This window comes from Streptacidiphilus sp. MAP5-3 (genome assembly GCF_041262505.1).
GTDB lineage: Bacteria > Actinomycetota > Actinomycetes > Streptomycetales > Streptomycetaceae > Streptacidiphilus.
The window spans coordinates 99,846-114,149 of the sequence record NZ_JBGCCL010000016.1; the positions used below are offsets into that span (position 1 = coordinate 99,846).

At 68.4% G+C, this 14,304-nt stretch carries 20 protein-coding genes; 5 read left to right on the forward strand and 15 right to left on the reverse strand.

The genetic code is table 11. The features are described 5' to 3' along the window. The first annotated feature begins 23 nt into the window (after positions 1 to 23). Positions 24 to 476 (forward strand): hypothetical protein, encoded by a 453-nt coding sequence (locus ABH928_RS23140; RefSeq protein WP_370069516.1) that lies wholly within the window; start codon positions 24 to 26, stop codon positions 474 to 476. 111 nt (positions 477 to 587) lie between these two features. Here the strand turns inward: ABH928_RS23140 and ABH928_RS23145 are convergent, their stop codons facing one another. The 4 genes from ABH928_RS23145 to ABH928_RS23160 are packed head-to-tail and all read right to left on the reverse strand — an operon-like array spanning position 588 to position 3,640. After that, positions 588 to 1,895 carry a tyrosine-type recombinase/integrase gene (locus ABH928_RS23145; protein ID WP_370069518.1) on the reverse strand — a complete coding sequence of 436 codons (1,308 nt, stop codon included), beginning with the start codon at positions 1,893 to 1,895 and terminating at the stop codon, positions 588 to 590. Further along, positions 1,895 to 2,074: a helix-turn-helix domain-containing protein gene (locus ABH928_RS23150; RefSeq protein WP_370069520.1), complete on the reverse strand. Its 180-nt coding sequence runs from the start codon at positions 2,072 to 2,074 to the stop codon at positions 1,895 to 1,897. Before ABH928_RS23150 ends, ABH928_RS23145 begins: the two co-directional genes overlap by 1 nt. After that, complete coding sequence (gene repSA / locus ABH928_RS23155) at positions 2,064 to 3,452, reverse strand: replication initiator protein RepSA (protein ID WP_370069522.1); 1,389 nt, start codon at positions 3,450 to 3,452, stop codon at positions 2,064 to 2,066. Before repSA ends, ABH928_RS23150 begins: the two co-directional genes overlap by 11 nt. Positions 3,453 to 3,457: 5 nt before the next feature. Beyond that, positions 3,458 to 3,640 carry a hypothetical protein gene (locus ABH928_RS23160; RefSeq protein ID WP_370069524.1) on the reverse strand — a complete coding sequence of 61 codons (183 nt, stop codon included), beginning with the start codon at positions 3,638 to 3,640 and terminating at the stop codon, positions 3,458 to 3,460. On the opposite strand from ABH928_RS23160, the gene ABH928_RS23165 reads away from it, so the two are divergent. Beyond that, positions 3,566 to 3,892 (forward strand): hypothetical protein, encoded by a 327-nt coding sequence (locus tag ABH928_RS23165; protein WP_370069636.1) that lies wholly within the window; start codon positions 3,566 to 3,568, stop codon positions 3,890 to 3,892. The two genes, ABH928_RS23160 and ABH928_RS23165, sit on opposite strands and share 75 nt — an antisense overlap. A gap of 171 nt (positions 3,893 to 4,063) precedes the next feature. Here ABH928_RS23165 and ABH928_RS23170 read toward each other — a convergent pair whose 3' ends face one another. From ABH928_RS23170 to ABH928_RS23200, 7 genes are all read right to left on the reverse strand, one after another. Next, positions 4,064 to 4,258 (reverse strand): hypothetical protein, encoded by a 195-nt coding sequence (locus ABH928_RS23170; protein ID WP_370069526.1) that lies wholly within the window; start codon positions 4,256 to 4,258, stop codon positions 4,064 to 4,066. A 16-nt stretch (positions 4,259 to 4,274) separates the two neighbouring features. Further along, positions 4,275 to 4,466: a mobile element transfer protein gene (locus tag ABH928_RS23175; protein ID WP_370069528.1), complete on the reverse strand. Its 192-nt coding sequence runs from the start codon at positions 4,464 to 4,466 to the stop codon at positions 4,275 to 4,277. A gap of 15 nt (positions 4,467 to 4,481) precedes the next feature. Then, positions 4,482 to 5,123 carry a DUF2637 domain-containing protein gene (locus ABH928_RS23180; RefSeq protein ID WP_370069530.1) on the reverse strand — a complete coding sequence of 214 codons (642 nt, stop codon included), beginning with the start codon at positions 5,121 to 5,123 and terminating at the stop codon, positions 4,482 to 4,484. Between the two features lie 83 nt (positions 5,124 to 5,206). Beyond that, the gene (locus tag ABH928_RS23185; protein WP_370069532.1) at positions 5,207 to 5,392 is read right to left on the reverse strand and encodes a hypothetical protein; all 186 of its coding nucleotides are present in this window, start codon (positions 5,390 to 5,392) and stop codon (positions 5,207 to 5,209) included. An 84-nt stretch (positions 5,393 to 5,476) separates the two neighbouring features. Then, a complete protein-coding gene (locus tag ABH928_RS23190; protein ID WP_370069638.1) occupies positions 5,477 to 6,805 on the reverse strand; it encodes an FtsK/SpoIIIE domain-containing protein in 1,329 nt (442 codons plus the stop codon). A gap of 59 nt (positions 6,806 to 6,864) precedes the next feature. Continuing rightward, entirely contained in the window at positions 6,865 to 7,200 is a 336-nt protein-coding gene (locus ABH928_RS23195; RefSeq protein WP_370069640.1) for a hypothetical protein, read from the reverse strand. 145 nt (positions 7,201 to 7,345) lie between these two features. Beyond that, positions 7,346 to 8,125 (reverse strand): GntR family transcriptional regulator, encoded by a 780-nt coding sequence (locus tag ABH928_RS23200; protein WP_370069534.1) that lies wholly within the window; start codon positions 8,123 to 8,125, stop codon positions 7,346 to 7,348. 29 nt (positions 8,126 to 8,154) lie between these two features. On the opposite strand from ABH928_RS23200, the gene ABH928_RS23205 reads away from it, so the two are divergent. From ABH928_RS23205 to ABH928_RS23215, 3 genes are all read left to right on the forward strand, one after another. Beyond that, entirely contained in the window at positions 8,155 to 8,622 is a 468-nt protein-coding gene (locus tag ABH928_RS23205; protein WP_370069536.1) for an NUDIX hydrolase, read from the forward strand. Between the two features lie 560 nt (positions 8,623 to 9,182). Next, on the forward strand, positions 9,183 to 9,638 hold the full coding sequence (locus tag ABH928_RS23210) for a hypothetical protein (protein ID WP_370069538.1): 456 nt from the start codon (positions 9,183 to 9,185) through the stop codon (positions 9,636 to 9,638). A gap of 121 nt (positions 9,639 to 9,759) precedes the next feature. After that, positions 9,760 to 10,356 (forward strand): hypothetical protein, encoded by a 597-nt coding sequence (locus tag ABH928_RS23215; RefSeq protein ID WP_370069540.1) that lies wholly within the window; start codon positions 9,760 to 9,762, stop codon positions 10,354 to 10,356. A 129-nt stretch (positions 10,357 to 10,485) separates the two neighbouring features. On the opposite strand, the gene ABH928_RS23220 is transcribed toward ABH928_RS23215, so the two are convergent. The 4 genes from ABH928_RS23220 to ABH928_RS23235 are packed head-to-tail and all read right to left on the reverse strand — an operon-like array spanning position 10,486 to position 14,003. Then, a complete protein-coding gene (locus tag ABH928_RS23220; RefSeq protein WP_370069542.1) occupies positions 10,486 to 11,793 on the reverse strand; it encodes a tyrosine-type recombinase/integrase in 1,308 nt (435 codons plus the stop codon). After that, positions 11,793 to 11,972: a helix-turn-helix domain-containing protein gene (locus ABH928_RS23225; protein WP_370069544.1), complete on the reverse strand. Its 180-nt coding sequence runs from the start codon at positions 11,970 to 11,972 to the stop codon at positions 11,793 to 11,795. Before ABH928_RS23225 ends, ABH928_RS23220 begins: the two co-directional genes overlap by 1 nt. Then, positions 11,962 to 13,434 carry a replication initiator gene (locus ABH928_RS23230; RefSeq protein WP_370069546.1) on the reverse strand — a complete coding sequence of 491 codons (1,473 nt, stop codon included), beginning with the start codon at positions 13,432 to 13,434 and terminating at the stop codon, positions 11,962 to 11,964. Before ABH928_RS23230 ends, ABH928_RS23225 begins: the two co-directional genes overlap by 11 nt. Beyond that, complete coding sequence (locus tag ABH928_RS23235; RefSeq protein ID WP_370069548.1) at positions 13,431 to 14,003, reverse strand: hypothetical protein; 573 nt, start codon at positions 14,001 to 14,003, stop codon at positions 13,431 to 13,433. Before ABH928_RS23235 ends, ABH928_RS23230 begins: the two co-directional genes overlap by 4 nt. Positions 14,004 to 14,304: the final 301 nt, after the last annotated feature.

Genomic DNA, 14,304 nt, shown 5'->3' on the forward strand with positions numbered 1-14,304 from the left:
GCACGTCGATCTCGGGAGAGTCCATGGATGTTGAACTGGTTCCGCTGCAGGGTGTGGGCCCTGTCGCGCTCGGAATGACCATCGACGAGGTTGAGCAGATCTTGCGGGGTCTGCCCGGCTTTCAGTCGTCCGGAAGCGAGCTCTTTCCCGTGCGGGGATTTGCTCACTACTCGTCAGGCATGAGCATCTCGGCATCGCCGGACGGGAGTGGGAGAATTCAGGCCATCGAAGTACATCGGCCTGAGTCGGGCGATGCCGTTCGATATGAGGGGCGCGACGTCTTCTTGACGCCCGCTGAAGAAGTAATTTCATGGTTGAGCGAACGTCTGGGTGCCGAAGTTCACGAAGACGGTCGAGCGCTGATTTCTCCCGAGCAGTCACTCGTGTTCTGGAGGCCGACGCTTCCCGAAGATGAATTGGATAGCGATGGCAGGTATTTCCAGACTGTCACGCTGGCGAGGGCTGGCTACTTCTAGCCCAGGGCCGATTGGACGCAGAAGAAAACCGTGAGGGGCCCCACCGGAGTTTGTTTCCGGTGGGGCCCATGTGGTGTGTGAGGTGGTTTGACGGCAACGCTGACGGCAACGTCAGTGGACGGTGATCCCACAAGCTGGGGGTTCGTCGTCTTCGGGGTTGTCGTCGGTGGGGTCGGTGAGGGCGTTGCCGAGGGCTTCGATGGCGTCGTGTTGGAGGCGGAGGCGGACGTGGGCGTAGATCTCGGCGGTGATGGAGATGTGGGCGTGTCCGAGTAGGTCTTTGATCACGACGAGTTCGACGCCTTGTTCCAGGAGCAGGGTGGCGCAGGTGTGCCTGAGGTCGTGAAATCGGGTGCGGCGTACGCCTGCGTGGCCGAGCAGCACCCGGAAGTGTGCGGTGACCGAGGTCGGGAGCAGCGGATGGCCGTCCGGGGTGGTGAAGATCAGCCCGGAGTCGTGCCAGGCGTCTCCGGCGGCACGGCGCTCGACCTGCTGGGCGCGGTGATGTTGGGCCAGGGCGGTGATGCAGGCGTCGGGGAGGGCGATGCGCCGTTCGGAGGCGAGGGTCTTGGTGGGGTAGAGGGCGGTGCCGCCGCCGGCCGGGGCGTGCTGGAGGGTGCGGCGGATGCTGAGGGTTCGGGTGCGGGTGTCGAGGTCGGTCCAGGTGAGTCCGAGGAGTTCGCCGCGGCGCATTCCTGTGCGCAGGGCGAGTTCCCACAGGGCGTGGAGTCGGTCGTCCTTGGCGGTCTTGAGGAAGCGTCGGGCTTCGTCGGCGGTGAGGGGTTCGAAGCGGCGGTGCCGGATCGGCCCGACCTGGACGGCTCGGACGACGTTGCGGGGGATGCGTTCCTCGCGTACGGCGTGCTGGAGGGCGGAGCCGAGCACGGCATGGATGTACTGGACGGTGCGGGGGGAGAGTCGCTTGCCGCAGCACTGGCCGATGGCGCAGCAGCGCGGGATGCGGTGGGGGTAGTAGCGGTTGGGCTTCCTGGCGGCGTCGATGCCCCAGGCGCAGCACTGGCAGGTGATCCGGAGCCGGTCCAGCCAGGTGCGGACGTCGCGGGTGGTGAGTCGGGCGAGCTTCTTGGTGCCGAGAGTGGGGGTGATGTATCGGGCGGCGGAGTTGGTGTACTGGCGGTGGGTGGTGGGCCGCAGTCGGTCGGCGGCGACATAGTCGAGCCAGTAGGTCAGGTACTCGCCGACCGTCAGCGTCTCGGTGCTGACGCCGATGCCGTTGTTGCTGGCGGTGAGCGCGCTGGTGAGTTTGTCGAAGGCTTCCTTGCGGGTGCTGCCGTAGACGCGGATGCGGGTGCGTGTGCCGGAGGTGGTGAGGACGTATCCGGCGGCTTCCCAGCGTCCGTCTTTGCGCTGGTAGATGGTGCCGTCGCCGTTGGCGCGGTTCTTCTTCGGGGTGGCCATCAGGCTGCCTCCTCCATCCGGGTGTTGACGAACGAGCGCAGGGCTTCGGGGTGGATGCGGCGGGCGCGGCCGATGGTGATCGACGGCAGGCGTCCGGTGCGGATGAGGTCGTAGACGGTGGAGCGGCCGAGCTTGAGGCGGAGCATCACCTCCGGGACGGTGAGCAGGTCATCGGGCATGGGTGGGTTCTCCTTCCGTGACGCGCTGGTAGGCGAGTTCTTCGCGGGCGGTTTCCCGGTTCTCGCGCAGGCTGGCGGCGATGCCTGCTGCGATCAGGGATTCGCCGGGGGTGAGGCCCTGTCCGGCGTAGATCCAGTGGGTGGGGGTGAGGGTCGTCGGGTCGCGGTCCGGGCCTGGTTCGGGCAGGCCCAGGGCGGCGCGCTGTTCTGCGGCGCGGAAGGCGGCGCGCTCGTCCCGGATGGCGGTGAGCGTGGTCGAGTAGCGGCGTGACTTGCTGGCGAAGTGGCCCCGGAAGCCGAGCATGTGTGCCCAGCGCTGGAGGTTCCGTTCTGGGTAGTCGTCGTCGAGGGCGAGGCAGGCGGCGATCAGGCGGCGGGCGTGGTCCGGTACCTGGTGGCGGTCCAGGTCGGCCAGCTCAGCGATGCGGCGGTCGAGCGTGCCCGTGGTCTCAGCGGCCTTGGTGGCGTACTTGGCCACGTAGGAGGCCACCGCCTGCTCCGTGATCTGGGAGCCGTCGCCGAAGGCCCGGATGGGTCGTACGTCGAGTTGTCGGCCCCAGCGGATCAGTCGGGCGGGGTGCGGTTTGGCGGCGGGGGCGACCAGCTCAGCGCGGCGTGCGGCAGCGCGGATCGCGTCGGTGAGCAGGTCGACGGTGGCCCAGGCGGGCGGGGTGTCGTCGGTCCCTTCTGGTCCGTCGATCCGGATCACGGCGTGGAAGTGGACCGCGCCGCGCTTCTGATACTCAGCGACCTTGGCGTAGGAGACACGGGCCACGTCTTTGAGCCGGGAGCGGGACAGTCCGGCTCGCTGGGCAATCTCACGCACGAGGTACTGCGTGAAGCGGTTCCACAGCTCGCCGGCGTAGTTGTTCCACAGCACGGCGGTGGCGTAGTCGTACGTGTCGGGGTCGAGCGCGGTGCCCAGGTCAGGGTCATTTTCGGCGTGTTGGTGCCCGCAGCGGCAACGGCCGGTGCCGGGGCGGTTGTGCACGGGGCCGAAGCTCGGTGCGGTGAGCGTCGCGAAGACGCGAGGGTGGGTGCGGACCGCATCACCGACGCCCTTGGAGCCGCCGACCAGTCCAGCGCGGATCAGGTGGTAGGTGTCGGCCGCGTAGACCGTGGCGCAGGACGGGCAGCGAGAGGCACGGCGGTTGCCGCAAGCGACCCGGAGCACGCCGCCGGGTTCATCGGTGGTGGCGTAGTGGTGGAGCACTGCGCCGGAGCGTCGGTCCAGGGTCTTGGTCCAGCCGCGCAGGCGGATGGGAGCGGCGCAACCGCCGGTGCGGGTGATCTGCTGCCGCCAGCGGTCGAAGCCGGGCGCGGTGGCGACGCGGAGCAGGTCAGCGCGCGTGATCGGGTCGAGGATGTCCGAGGCCAAGGCGGTCACCTGCCCGCCAGAGCGAGAACCGGCCGGTTGGTGGCACGGGTGCCGGTGCCCTGGCAGGCCGGGCACTGGACGCGGATGGTGACGCGCTCGCCGGAGTCGGTCTGCTGGCCGGTGGTGATGGCCACGATCGGGAAGCCGTCGCAGTGGCCGCAGACGGGGGCGTGGTTGTGGGCGTGCATGATGGAGGTCTCCTGTCGGCTCTGTTGGGTTGGCGGGGAGCTCGGGGCGATCGGCTGTCCTTGGCCGGGAGTTCGATCGCCCCGAGGCGTCGTCAGCGCTTGTGCGTGGTGTCCTGCTTGAGGAGCGAGCGGATCACCAACGCGGTGATTGCGAGCGATGCGGCGGTGATGGCCACGGCCAGCAGCAGAGCCGTGAGGACCACCCCGACGACGACCACAGCGGCGACTGCACCGGCACCGGCGGCCACGTAGGGGGCGATCGAGCGGCGCGGGGCCGGGGCGGCGATGATGACCGGCTGGGTCGGGGCCGGGGCGGCGCTCTGCGGCGCGTACACGGCCGGGGGCTGGACCATCGGCGTCGGGGTGTAGACGACGGGGTCGGCGTACTTCGGGCGAAGGCCCATGGCGGATCTCCTGTCTGTGTCAGTGGGTGGTGCCGTTGACGACCTGCACGCCGGTGCGGGTGCCGGAGTCGATCGCCGAAGCGAGGAAGCTGTGAGCGAGGTAGAAGCCGAGGAGCACCAGGACGGCGACGATCCACAGCCGGACGGCGAAGAAGCGGGCGGCGAGCCAGGCCAGGAAGGCGAGGAACGCCAGCAGCGGCAGGTGAATGGTCATCTCGGGTGCTCCTTGGTCAGTTGGGCTGGCAGCGGTGGGTGCGGGCGGCCAGTTCGGCGGCGGCTCGGTTGTGGTAGTCGGCGGAGAAGTCGCAGCGCGGGGCGGTGCAGACGGCGGCGTAGCGGAGGCGTCCGCGTTCGTCGTGGTGGGTGCCGACGTGGACGGGGCCGATGCGGATCAGGTCGCGGAAGTTGTTCGGGCGGGGCATGGTGTGTTCCTCCTGTCAGGCGAGTTGGGCGGTGATGGCGGCGGCGAGCGGTGCGGGGACGCCGAGCCGAGCGCGCAGGGTGCTGGTGTCGATCCGGTGGCCGGTGGTTCGGTGGTGTTCGTTGGCGATGCGCTGGGCGTGAGCCAGCAGCGGGGCCGGGACCGCCGAGACGGCGGGGATGGCCACGGCCGGGGTCGAATCGGCAGGTGCCGGCGCGGGTGTGGGATCGGGCAGGTAGACGCTGTCCGGCTCGGTTTCTGGGACCGGAGCGGTGGCGGGGGTACCGGTGTGGGCGAGCAGGGTGCCGCCGAGGAATGCGGCGGCGGGCCAACCGGCCACGAGGATGCGCAGCCAGGCCGGGACGGCGTTCAGGTTCAGGAGTCCGGCGGTCGCGACATTCGCCCCGAGGGACGCCGTGAGCGCGATCAGGAACCAGACCCAGCCGAGCCGGACGGGGCGGCCAGCTGCGCGGTTGGCCCGTAGCCTGCGCCAGGCGGCGACCAGGAGCAGGTCAACCGAGACCGGGTAGGCCCACGCCTTCCAGCCCTGCTGTCCGGCTGCCTGCGCGACGTCGTGCAGGTGGGCGAAGGACAGGGCGGCGGCGATGAGCGCTTGAATCAGTACGGCGTCAACGCGGCGGGCCAGGGTGCGTTTCATTGGGGATCACCTCCAGAGAGCGGACGTTGGGCCGGGGCTGGGCGGGAGGCTGGTCACCGCCAGGCCCCGGCGGTCGTAGAAGTTCAGTCGGTGGCAGCGATGCCGGTGCCGAGGCAGTCCATGCACAGGGCGTCCGCCATGCCGATCCATCGGCGGGCCTTGCCCCGGCCGACGTACTGCGCGGTCGACTCGGAACCGGTTCCGGTGCAGGTCTCGCAGGGCTTCTCGGCAGGCTTGCGGCGTCGGGGGGCACGGGCAGCGGCGGCCATGTTGGGCTCCTCTCGGTGGGTTCGGGCATGGCGGGGGTAGGGACTTGGCGCGAGACGGACGCGCCGACCGTTGGGGGTGGGGGCCTACTCGGCGACCGGGAGGGGCCTGATCAGCGGCGGCAGGTCTGCCGGTGCATCGGCCGGTGCCGGGACGAACGGGCGGAAGCGGGCCAGCGCGGGGAGCTCGGGAGTCAGGTGCGCGAACTGGCGGCAGACCGTGACGGCGTCACGCATGGTGAGCAGCGGAGTGCGGATGCGGGACCAGCCGCCGGAGGTGTCACCGACCACGGCCAGGCCGGGGCGATCGGGGCGGATCTCGCAGGCTGCGGCCGTGGCTTCGGGGGCGACGTCGCCGAGGCCCATGCGGGCGGTTTCGACGTCGTTGACGCGGTGAACCACGCGGCCGGTGAGCTGGGCGCGGAGCATGGTCGCGCCCTTGCCGAGTTCGGAGCCGAACCGCTGCCCGCAGATCTCCATGAACATCCCGGCGGCGCGGCCCAGTTGGGCGAGTCGGATCAGGTCGGTGACCATCTGGTCTCGCCGCTTCTCGTCCTTGGCGGTGGCGACGAGGAACAGTTCGGCGACCTCGTCCACCAGGAGCACGATCGGCACCGGGCGGATCTTCTCGGGCAGGTCCCAGATATCGGCGGCGATCTCCTCGGCAGCGACGCCGGGGGCGATGCCCTGACGGGCGCGGATCAGGTCGTAGCGGGCCTCCATCTCTGCCACCAGCAGCGGCAGCAGCTCGGCAGCTTGGTCCTGGTCGGTGGCCAGCGCGGACAGTCGGGGCGCGAAGGGTGCCTGTTCCACGCCGCGCTTGCAGTCGATGCCGACGAGGGCGACGCGCTGACGGGCCAGGCCCGTGATCAGGTTGCGGAGGTAGACGGACTTGCCGGACAAGGTGGCACCGAGCGTCATGGCGTGCGGGCTCACGCGGTAATCGCGCATGAACACGGTCGCGTCGTCGCGTAGCGCGATGGGGATGCGCAGCGCCTCAGCGGCCGGGGTCTTGCGGGGCATCGCGACGCGGCGAAGGACGTCGTAGCCGACCAACCGCAGTTCGATGACGCCGGGCTTGATCGGGCGGACGTGGACGCCATGCACGCCCCAGGTGTGGCGCAGACGCTCGGATGCGGCGGCCACGTCGGCGGGTTCCTGGCCGGGAGCCAGGCGGAGCCGCAGACGCAGGCCGGTGGCGGTCGGGCGGATACGGCGGATCTTCGGCGGGACGGGACGGATCTCGCGCTCAGGGGACACGGCCCGCTGGAGCCAGATCTGCCAGCGGGTCGGAGGGACCGTCAGCCCGCAGACGTCCATGGTCGCGTAGTAGGTGAAGGCGACTCGGGCCAGGACGAGCGGCAGGCCGACCAGGGCCCAGAACACGGCCGGGCGGAACCAGCGCGCCCACCCCATTCCGGCCGCGATGGCGACCAGTGCCAGGAGGGTGAGGATCTGAGCCGCGGTCACGACGGTCAGCCCTTCGAGTTCGCGGGGACGGCGGCGGCGACGGCGACGGCGCGGAAGGCGATGCCGTGCCCGGACGGGTTCTCCCAGGGGCGCGCGATCAGGCCCGTGATCCGAACGGGCATGCCCGGCATCAAGTCGGCGGGGATGCCCGGCTCGGGCACCGTCACGGTCAGGACGTCCGCCTCACCGTTCGCGAGGTAGGCCAGGTCCAGGACCATGAGCGTCGCGCCGGTGTCGCGGTCGGTGGCGATCTCGCCCGTCTCGCGGTTCTTGAGCTTCGGGCCACGGTTCTGCATGAGCAGCACCTGAGCGTTGGACGTGTCGACGTTGAAGAAGCGGATAGCCATGAGAGGCAATCTCCTCTAGTGGAGTCGATCTCCTGCACTCATGTACAGGAGTGATGATTCGAGGATGCCCTACTCCTGTACATAAGTAAACCCGCCGCGAGAAAGAATCTTGCGGCGGGCCAACGAGGTTGACGGACGATCAGTCTTCGGCAGGGAACCTGTAGTCAAGAACGAACTGGTCAGCGGACATGACCGTGTCGCAGACCTCTACGACGCGGCCCGCTTCGGTCTCCGCCTGACGGACGAGGTGGATCACGGGAGCGCCAGGGCTCAGAGCCAGAGCGACCGCCTCAGCCTTGGTGGCCAGTCGGGCGCGGACGGTTTCGGCGAAGCTGCCGAGTCGGTGCCCGTGCTCCTCCAGGCGGGCGTAGATCCCGCCGCCGCCAGGGTTCTGCTCGAACATCTCCGGGATGTCCTTGACCACGTCCCACGGTAGATAGGACGTCGCCTCTTCGGTCGGAGTCCCGTCAGTGAAGTACCGCCGCTTGCGCGCGAGCACTTTCGACCCGGTCGGAACCCCCAGCCGTTCGGCGATCTCCTCCGGTGCCGGCGTCGCGCCCACGTAGAGCACCGTGACCGAGGGAGTGCCGCCCTGCTGCTCCGCCTCAGCGAGGTAGGCAGCCTTGCCCGCCTCACGGTAGGAGCGGCGGAAGCGATCATTGGACTTGCGCTGCACCGGCGGACGACGCCGGACGAACGAGCCGCGCCCGTGGTGAGTCTCGATCAGCTGCGCCGTGCGGAGCTCGGCGACCGCCTTTCGGGCGGTGCCACTGGCCACGCCGTAGCGGTCCATGAGCTCAGCCTCACTGGGCACCGGGGCACCGGGCTCCAGCACGCCGGAGCGGATCTGCCCCGCCAGGTCATCAGCGATCTGGAGGTACTTCGACTTTGCGGACGACGCCGCCTCAGTGCTGCCCATAGTCCTTCTCGTCCCGTAGTCTCCTGTACATGAGTACCACGCCGACCGGGGCCAGGAACATGCCCCAGCACTCCGTGTCCGTCGCGGGCGTAGTGATCCGCGAAGACGGGCGCGTGCTCGCGATCCAGCGTGCCGACAACGGCACCTGGGAGCCACCCGGCGGCGTGCTCGAACTGACCGAGACCCTCGAAGACGGCGTCCGCCGAGAGATCTACGAAGAGACCGGGATCAAGGTCCACGTAGAGCGCTTGACCGGGGTCTATAAGAACATGACCCGTGGCGTCGTCGCCCTGGTCTTCCGATGCCGACCAGAGGGCGGCCACGAGCAGGTCTCCGACGAGTCGGTAGCGATTGACTGGCTCACGCCCGAGCAGGTCCGCTCCACGATGGCCCAGGTCTATGCCGTGCGCGTGCTCGACGCCCTGCGGGACGAGGCACCGCACATCCGGACGCACGACGGCCGGGTGATTCTGGATCAGGAGCAGTCAGGCCACTGAGTGGCTTGGAGTTTCTCTGCTTCATCAAGGCGCTCGCCTGACGGCTCGCGCGGCGCAGCGCGGACCGCTGCGCCGACGCTCCTGTCTTCGCCCCGCTCCCGGCGCGCGGCCCGCCCGCGCCGCAAGGGCGGCGGGGGAGAGGACTTGGGGCTCCGCCCCAAACCCCGGGCCTCTCTCGGAGGGGACGCAAGATCGCTGGTGCGCCGACGTCGTGGTGATCGTGCACGGTCGCGGGACAGATCCCTCCTCGACCGCCACCGAAGGCGTACCAGGAACCTCCAGGGGCCGCCAAGGCCAAGCGCAAGCGTCACCGGGTGAGCCTTGGCGGCCCCTGGAGAACCCTGGTCCGGCGAAGCTGGCCGACCGAGGAGGGACCAGTCCCGCTCAGTCGCGAGTCTGCCGAGGCTCGGCAATCGCAGTGGTGTAGACCTCTGACGGCAACGCTGACGGCAACGACGGCGGACACCAGCGCACTTCCATGGACGTCAGTGGACAGATAGTTTCCCGCTGACCTGTGAAAACGCAGGCGGGGAGGGGTCGCCTATCACACGTACTATGTGATGGCCGGATCGACCCCGATCTTGGTCCACAACACGCTTGGCTGCCCTCCTGGTGGGGCGAAGAGTGGAAATATCCCCAATACCTCGAAGCCCATTGTCGGTAACTATCCGGACAAGGGTCAGACCTCGCTGTATGTCATCCATGGCACCTCGAATGGAGACATCTTGAAGTGGGGTATTACCAACGATCCTGCTGGTAGGTACTCGCTCGGAGATTTCGAGAGCTGGAGTGCACAGTACGGCGGGAAGTATCAAATGACCATCGTGCGGAATTTTGATACTCGGGACGATGCCTTGACGCTTGAGCGCTATATGACCGAGCGTGTCGGTGGGCCGGAGAATTATGAGGACTGGGCCAATACTGTCCCAACTGGTCAATCCTGGCGGGAGGTCTACCATGAGGGCGTCAACCTGTGGCAGCAGGGGCGAATAGGCCCAGGTGGAGCGTTGCCGTAGCGTGGTCGGGTCGCCTCATAGCCTCGGCTTGTGAGGCGACCCGCGTTGGACTGCATGAGCTGGCAAGCTCTCCGATGTATGCTCCGCTCAGGTGTGGCTAGGTGAGGATTGGAACGACGCCATGAACGATCAGCGCACGCTTGTAGCCGGCCTTCTGGCGCGCATCTATGTGCCCCTGACCAGTGATGATGCTGTGCTGTGCCTGCAGGCAACGGGCGCGCAGTCGATCGAGGCCGGGGAGGTGGAAGACCTTCTCGTTGCCGATCTTGAGAGCTTTCAGCGTGGTGATTCGCAGACACAATGGATTTGTCCTGCGCTGAGCGGTGACGGCGGAACACCAGAAGATGAATACATCACACTCTCCGGTTGGCCGCTGAGAAGTCGCATCGTCTTTGGAGTTCTGTCGGAGGCTCAGGAGTTGATGCTCCTGCGGCAGTTCTGCGATCTCGCAATTTCTGCCCTTGAAGGTGGGAGATTGGACGGCGAGTTGGGTCCAATGGTGGAGAGGATTGAAGGTCTTACCATCCACTTCGACGAAGCGGGCAGTCAGCGCTATCGGAAGGCTGAAGGGCTCTATGGCAAGCTGGCGGCCTGTCGCGAAGTGGCTGAAGATGCGTATCCAGCTGCTATGCGTCGCGAGAAGGCGGCTCGCGACGCCGCCGTTGGGTTGATTTCCCAGCTAGGCAGTGAAGAGATCCTCTTTGGTGTGCGAGAATAGTCGACTATCATCACGTAGCATCGAGTTAGAGCTTCTCGTCAGATTGCACAGAACAGCGCCCCGCCAGAGTTTTTCTGGCGGGGCGCTGTGGCGTGTGCGGGTGGCTTGACGGCAACGCTGACGGCAACGTCAGCGGACGGTGATCCCACAAGCTGGGGGTTCGTCGTCTTCGGGGCCGTCGTCGTCGGGGTCGGTGAGCGCGTTGCCGAGGGCTTCGATGGCGTCGCGTTGGAGGCGGAGACGGACGTGTGCGTAGATCTCGGCGGTAATGGAGATGTGCGCGTGGCCGAGTAGGTTCTTGATCACGACGAGCTCCACGCCCTGCTCCAGGAGCAGGGTGGCGCAGGTGTGCCGGAGGTCGTGAAACCGGGTGCGGCGTACGCCCGCGTGGCCGAGCAACACCCGGAAGTGCGCGGTGACCGAGGTCGGCAGCAAGGGACTCCCGTCCGGGGTGGTGAAGATCAGCCCCGATTCGTGCCAGTCCGCCCCGGCAGCGCGGCGTTCTGCCTGCTGCGCGCGGTGGTGCTGGGCCAGGGCGGTGATGCAGGCGTCGGGGAGGGCGATGCGCCGCTCGGAGGCCAGGGTCTTGGTGGGGTAGAGCGCGGTGCCGCCGCCGGCGGGGGCGTGCTGGAGGGTTCGGCGGATGTCGAGAGTTCGAGCGCGGGTGTCGAGGTCGGACCAGGTGAGGCCGAGGAGTTCGCCGCGGCGCATGCCGGTGCGCAGGGCGAGCTCCCACAGGGCGTGAAGTCGATCGTCTCGGGCTGTCTTGAGGAAGCGTCGGGCCTCTTCGGAGGTCAGCGGCTCGAAGCGGCGGGGCCGGATCGGTCCGAGCTGGACCGCGCGGGCGACGTTGCGGGTGATGCGTTCCTCGCGAACGGCGTGCTGGAGAGCCGAGCCGAGGACGGCGTGAACGTACTGAAGGGTGCGGGGAGCGAGGCGCTTGCCGCAGCACTGGCCGATGGCGCAGCAGCGGGGGACGCGGTGGGGGTAGTAGCGGTTGGGATGCCGTTTGGCGTCGGTGCCGTTGGCGCAGCACTGGCAGGTGACGCGGAGGCGGTCGAGCCAGGTCCGCACGTCGCGGGTGGTGAGCCGGGCGAGCTTCTTGCTGCCGAGGGCCGGGATGATGTACTTCGCGATGCAGACGGTGTACTGGCGGTGGGTCGTGGGGCGCAGCCGGTCGGCGGCGACATAGTCGAGCCAGTAGGTCAGGTACTGGCCGACCGTCAGTGTCTCCGTGCTGACGGGGATGCCCTCGTTGCTGGCTGCGAGGGCGGTGGTGAGCTTGTCGAAGGCTTCCTTGCGGGTGCGGCCGTAGACACGGATGCGGGTGCGGGTGCCGTCCGTGGCAAGTACGTATCCGGCGGCCTCCCAGCGGCCGTCTTTGCGCTGGTAGACGGTGCCGTCGCCGTTGGCGCGATTCTTCCTGGGGGTGGGCATCAGGCAGCCGCCTCCGTTCGGTTGGCGAGGTAGGCCCGTAGGGCGTCCGGGTGGATGCGGCGGGCGCGGCCGATGGTGATCGAGGACAGTTCGCGGCGGCGGATCAGGTCATAGACCGTGGAGCGGCCGACCTTGAGACGGGTCATCACCTCCGGAACGGTGAGCAGTTCATCGGGCATGGTCGGGCATGTCTCCTTCCGATTCGAGGTAGGCGAGTTCTTCGCGGGCGGTGACGCGGTTCTCGTAGATGTCGCGGGCGATCCCGGCGGCGAGCAGGGATTCACCCGGTGTGAGTCCGGACCCGGCGAAGCTCCAGTGCGCGAGCACCAAGGTCTCTTCGTCGGGCAGGTCGTCCAGGTCGGGCAGACCCTGTTCGAGCAGTCGTTCGCGCAGTTCCTCGCGGGCCTGGGCGGCGCGGAAGTCCGTCCGGGTCTGCCGCAGCGCGCCGAGCGTGGTCGAGTAGCTCGGGGACTTGGACGAGAAGTGACCCCGGAAGCCGAGCATGTGAGACCAGTGCGCGAGCAGCAGTTCCGGGTAGGCCCCGTCCAGGTCCCAACACGTCTCGATCAGGCGCCGCGTGTGCGCGGGCACGTCGTAGCGCTCCACCTCGCTGCGGTCGATCAGTCGACGGTCCACGCTCTCGGTGCTCTCGGCGGCCTTGGTTGCGTACTTGGCCACGTACGAGGCGACAGCCTGTTCGGTGATCTCGGAGCCGTCGCCGAAGGCTTGGATGGGGCGCACGTCGATCTGCTCGCCCCAGCGCATGACGCGGGACGGTTGGGCGGGGATCGCGGGCACGGTCTCGTAGCGCTCCACGACCTCCGGGCGACCGGCGAACGGGCCGACCGGCACGTAGGAGTCCCGAGCCGCCTCACGGATCGCGCGATCGAGCAGGGCGACCGTGGCCCAGGCGGGCGGAGGGCTGTCGGCACCGTCCGGTCCGTCGATGCGGATCACGGCGTGGAAGTGGACCGCGCCCCGGCGCTGGTACTCGGCGACCTTGCCGAAGCTGACGCGGGCCACGTCGTTGAAGTCCTTGAGTGTGAGCCCGGCGGCCTTGGCCAGCTTCCGGCGCAGACAGATCGTGAACCTCCGCCACAGGGCCGGGGCTTGGTTGTTCCACAGCACCGCGTGGGCGTAGTCGTAGCGCTCAGGGTCGAGCGGGGTGCCGAGGATCGGGTCTCCGGTCAGGTGGGCGGTGCCGCAGCGGCAGGCCCCGGAGTCGGGACGGTTGTGGACCGGGCCGAAGGACGGCGCGGTCAGGGTGGCGAAGACGCGCGGGTGATCCCGGACCGTGGCGGGGACGCCCTTGGACTCGTCGCCGATGAGCCCGGCGCGGATCAGGTGGTAGGTGTCGGCGGCGTAGGTGCGCGAGCAGGCGGGGCAGCGCGAGGCCCGGCGGTTGCCGCAGGCGACCTTGATTCGGCCGTCCGGCTCGGAGTCCGTGGCGTACCGGTGGAGAACCTGCCCGGTCGGGCCGTGCAGCAGGGTGCGGAAGCCTTGCAGGTGGATCGGGTGCGAGCAGCCCCCAGTGCGGCGGATCAGTTCCACCTGACGGGGCACGTCGCCCCGACGAGCCAGGCGCGCCAGGTCCAAGATGGCGGCGCGCTCCGACTCGTCAGCGGGAAGGGCGTAGGTCACGCAGCCACCGCCCCGGCGGGGTCAGCGGCCTCGACCAGCTTCGAGCCGCCGCAGATCCGGCAGTAGATCTCCATGCCGGTCGAGTCCCATCCGGTGCCCTCGCACTCCGGGCAGGACAGCCACGAGCGGGAAGCGAACTCGGCGGCACACTCGGGGTTGATCTGCCCGTGGAAGTCGCCGCAGACCGGGCAGCCGTGACCGGTCCGGGTCGAGCGGATCTCCCGGCGCTTGCTCTGCACCACGAACGAGATGTGGATGATCAGGTCGGCGTCGAAGCTCTCGCTGTGCGCTGCCCGGATCTTGGCCACCTTGGCGGCGCTGTGGTGCTCCTGCTGGGCGGTGGTCAGCCAGTAGCTCAGGAGCTGGATGGCGTCCTGGGCGATGCCGAGGCGACCCCGGAACCGCAGGCCCTGCACCGCGTAGGCGGCCAGCTCGGACGGGTCGGGGTTCACCGTCATCTCGTAGTCTGAGGCGTGGATGGCCGCGATCAGCTCGGTCTCGGTCAGGTCCGCCAGCTCCGAGGAGAACGCGGCAGCGGAGGCAAGCGTGACGGGCAGCGTTGCAGGCATGATGGAACTCCCTTGGAAGAGGGGCGACGGGGACGGCGACGGCTTGGCGGCTGGAGTGCCGTCCCCACTGCATTTCCGGGTAGCAACTGGTGCGTACCAGTAGTGAACAACTGGTGCGCACCAGTGTCAACCCCCACCGCATCAGATGGGTTGTCAACTTCTGCTGCCTCTATGGAACTTCCGGAAGGGGTGCCCCCGGTAGCTAGCTGGGGTTAACCCAGTTTTGTTAACTCCTGACGGATCGTGATCAGGTGATGCATGCTGCTGACAGTCAGCGAACTGATTTGCCACGGGGTGCCCA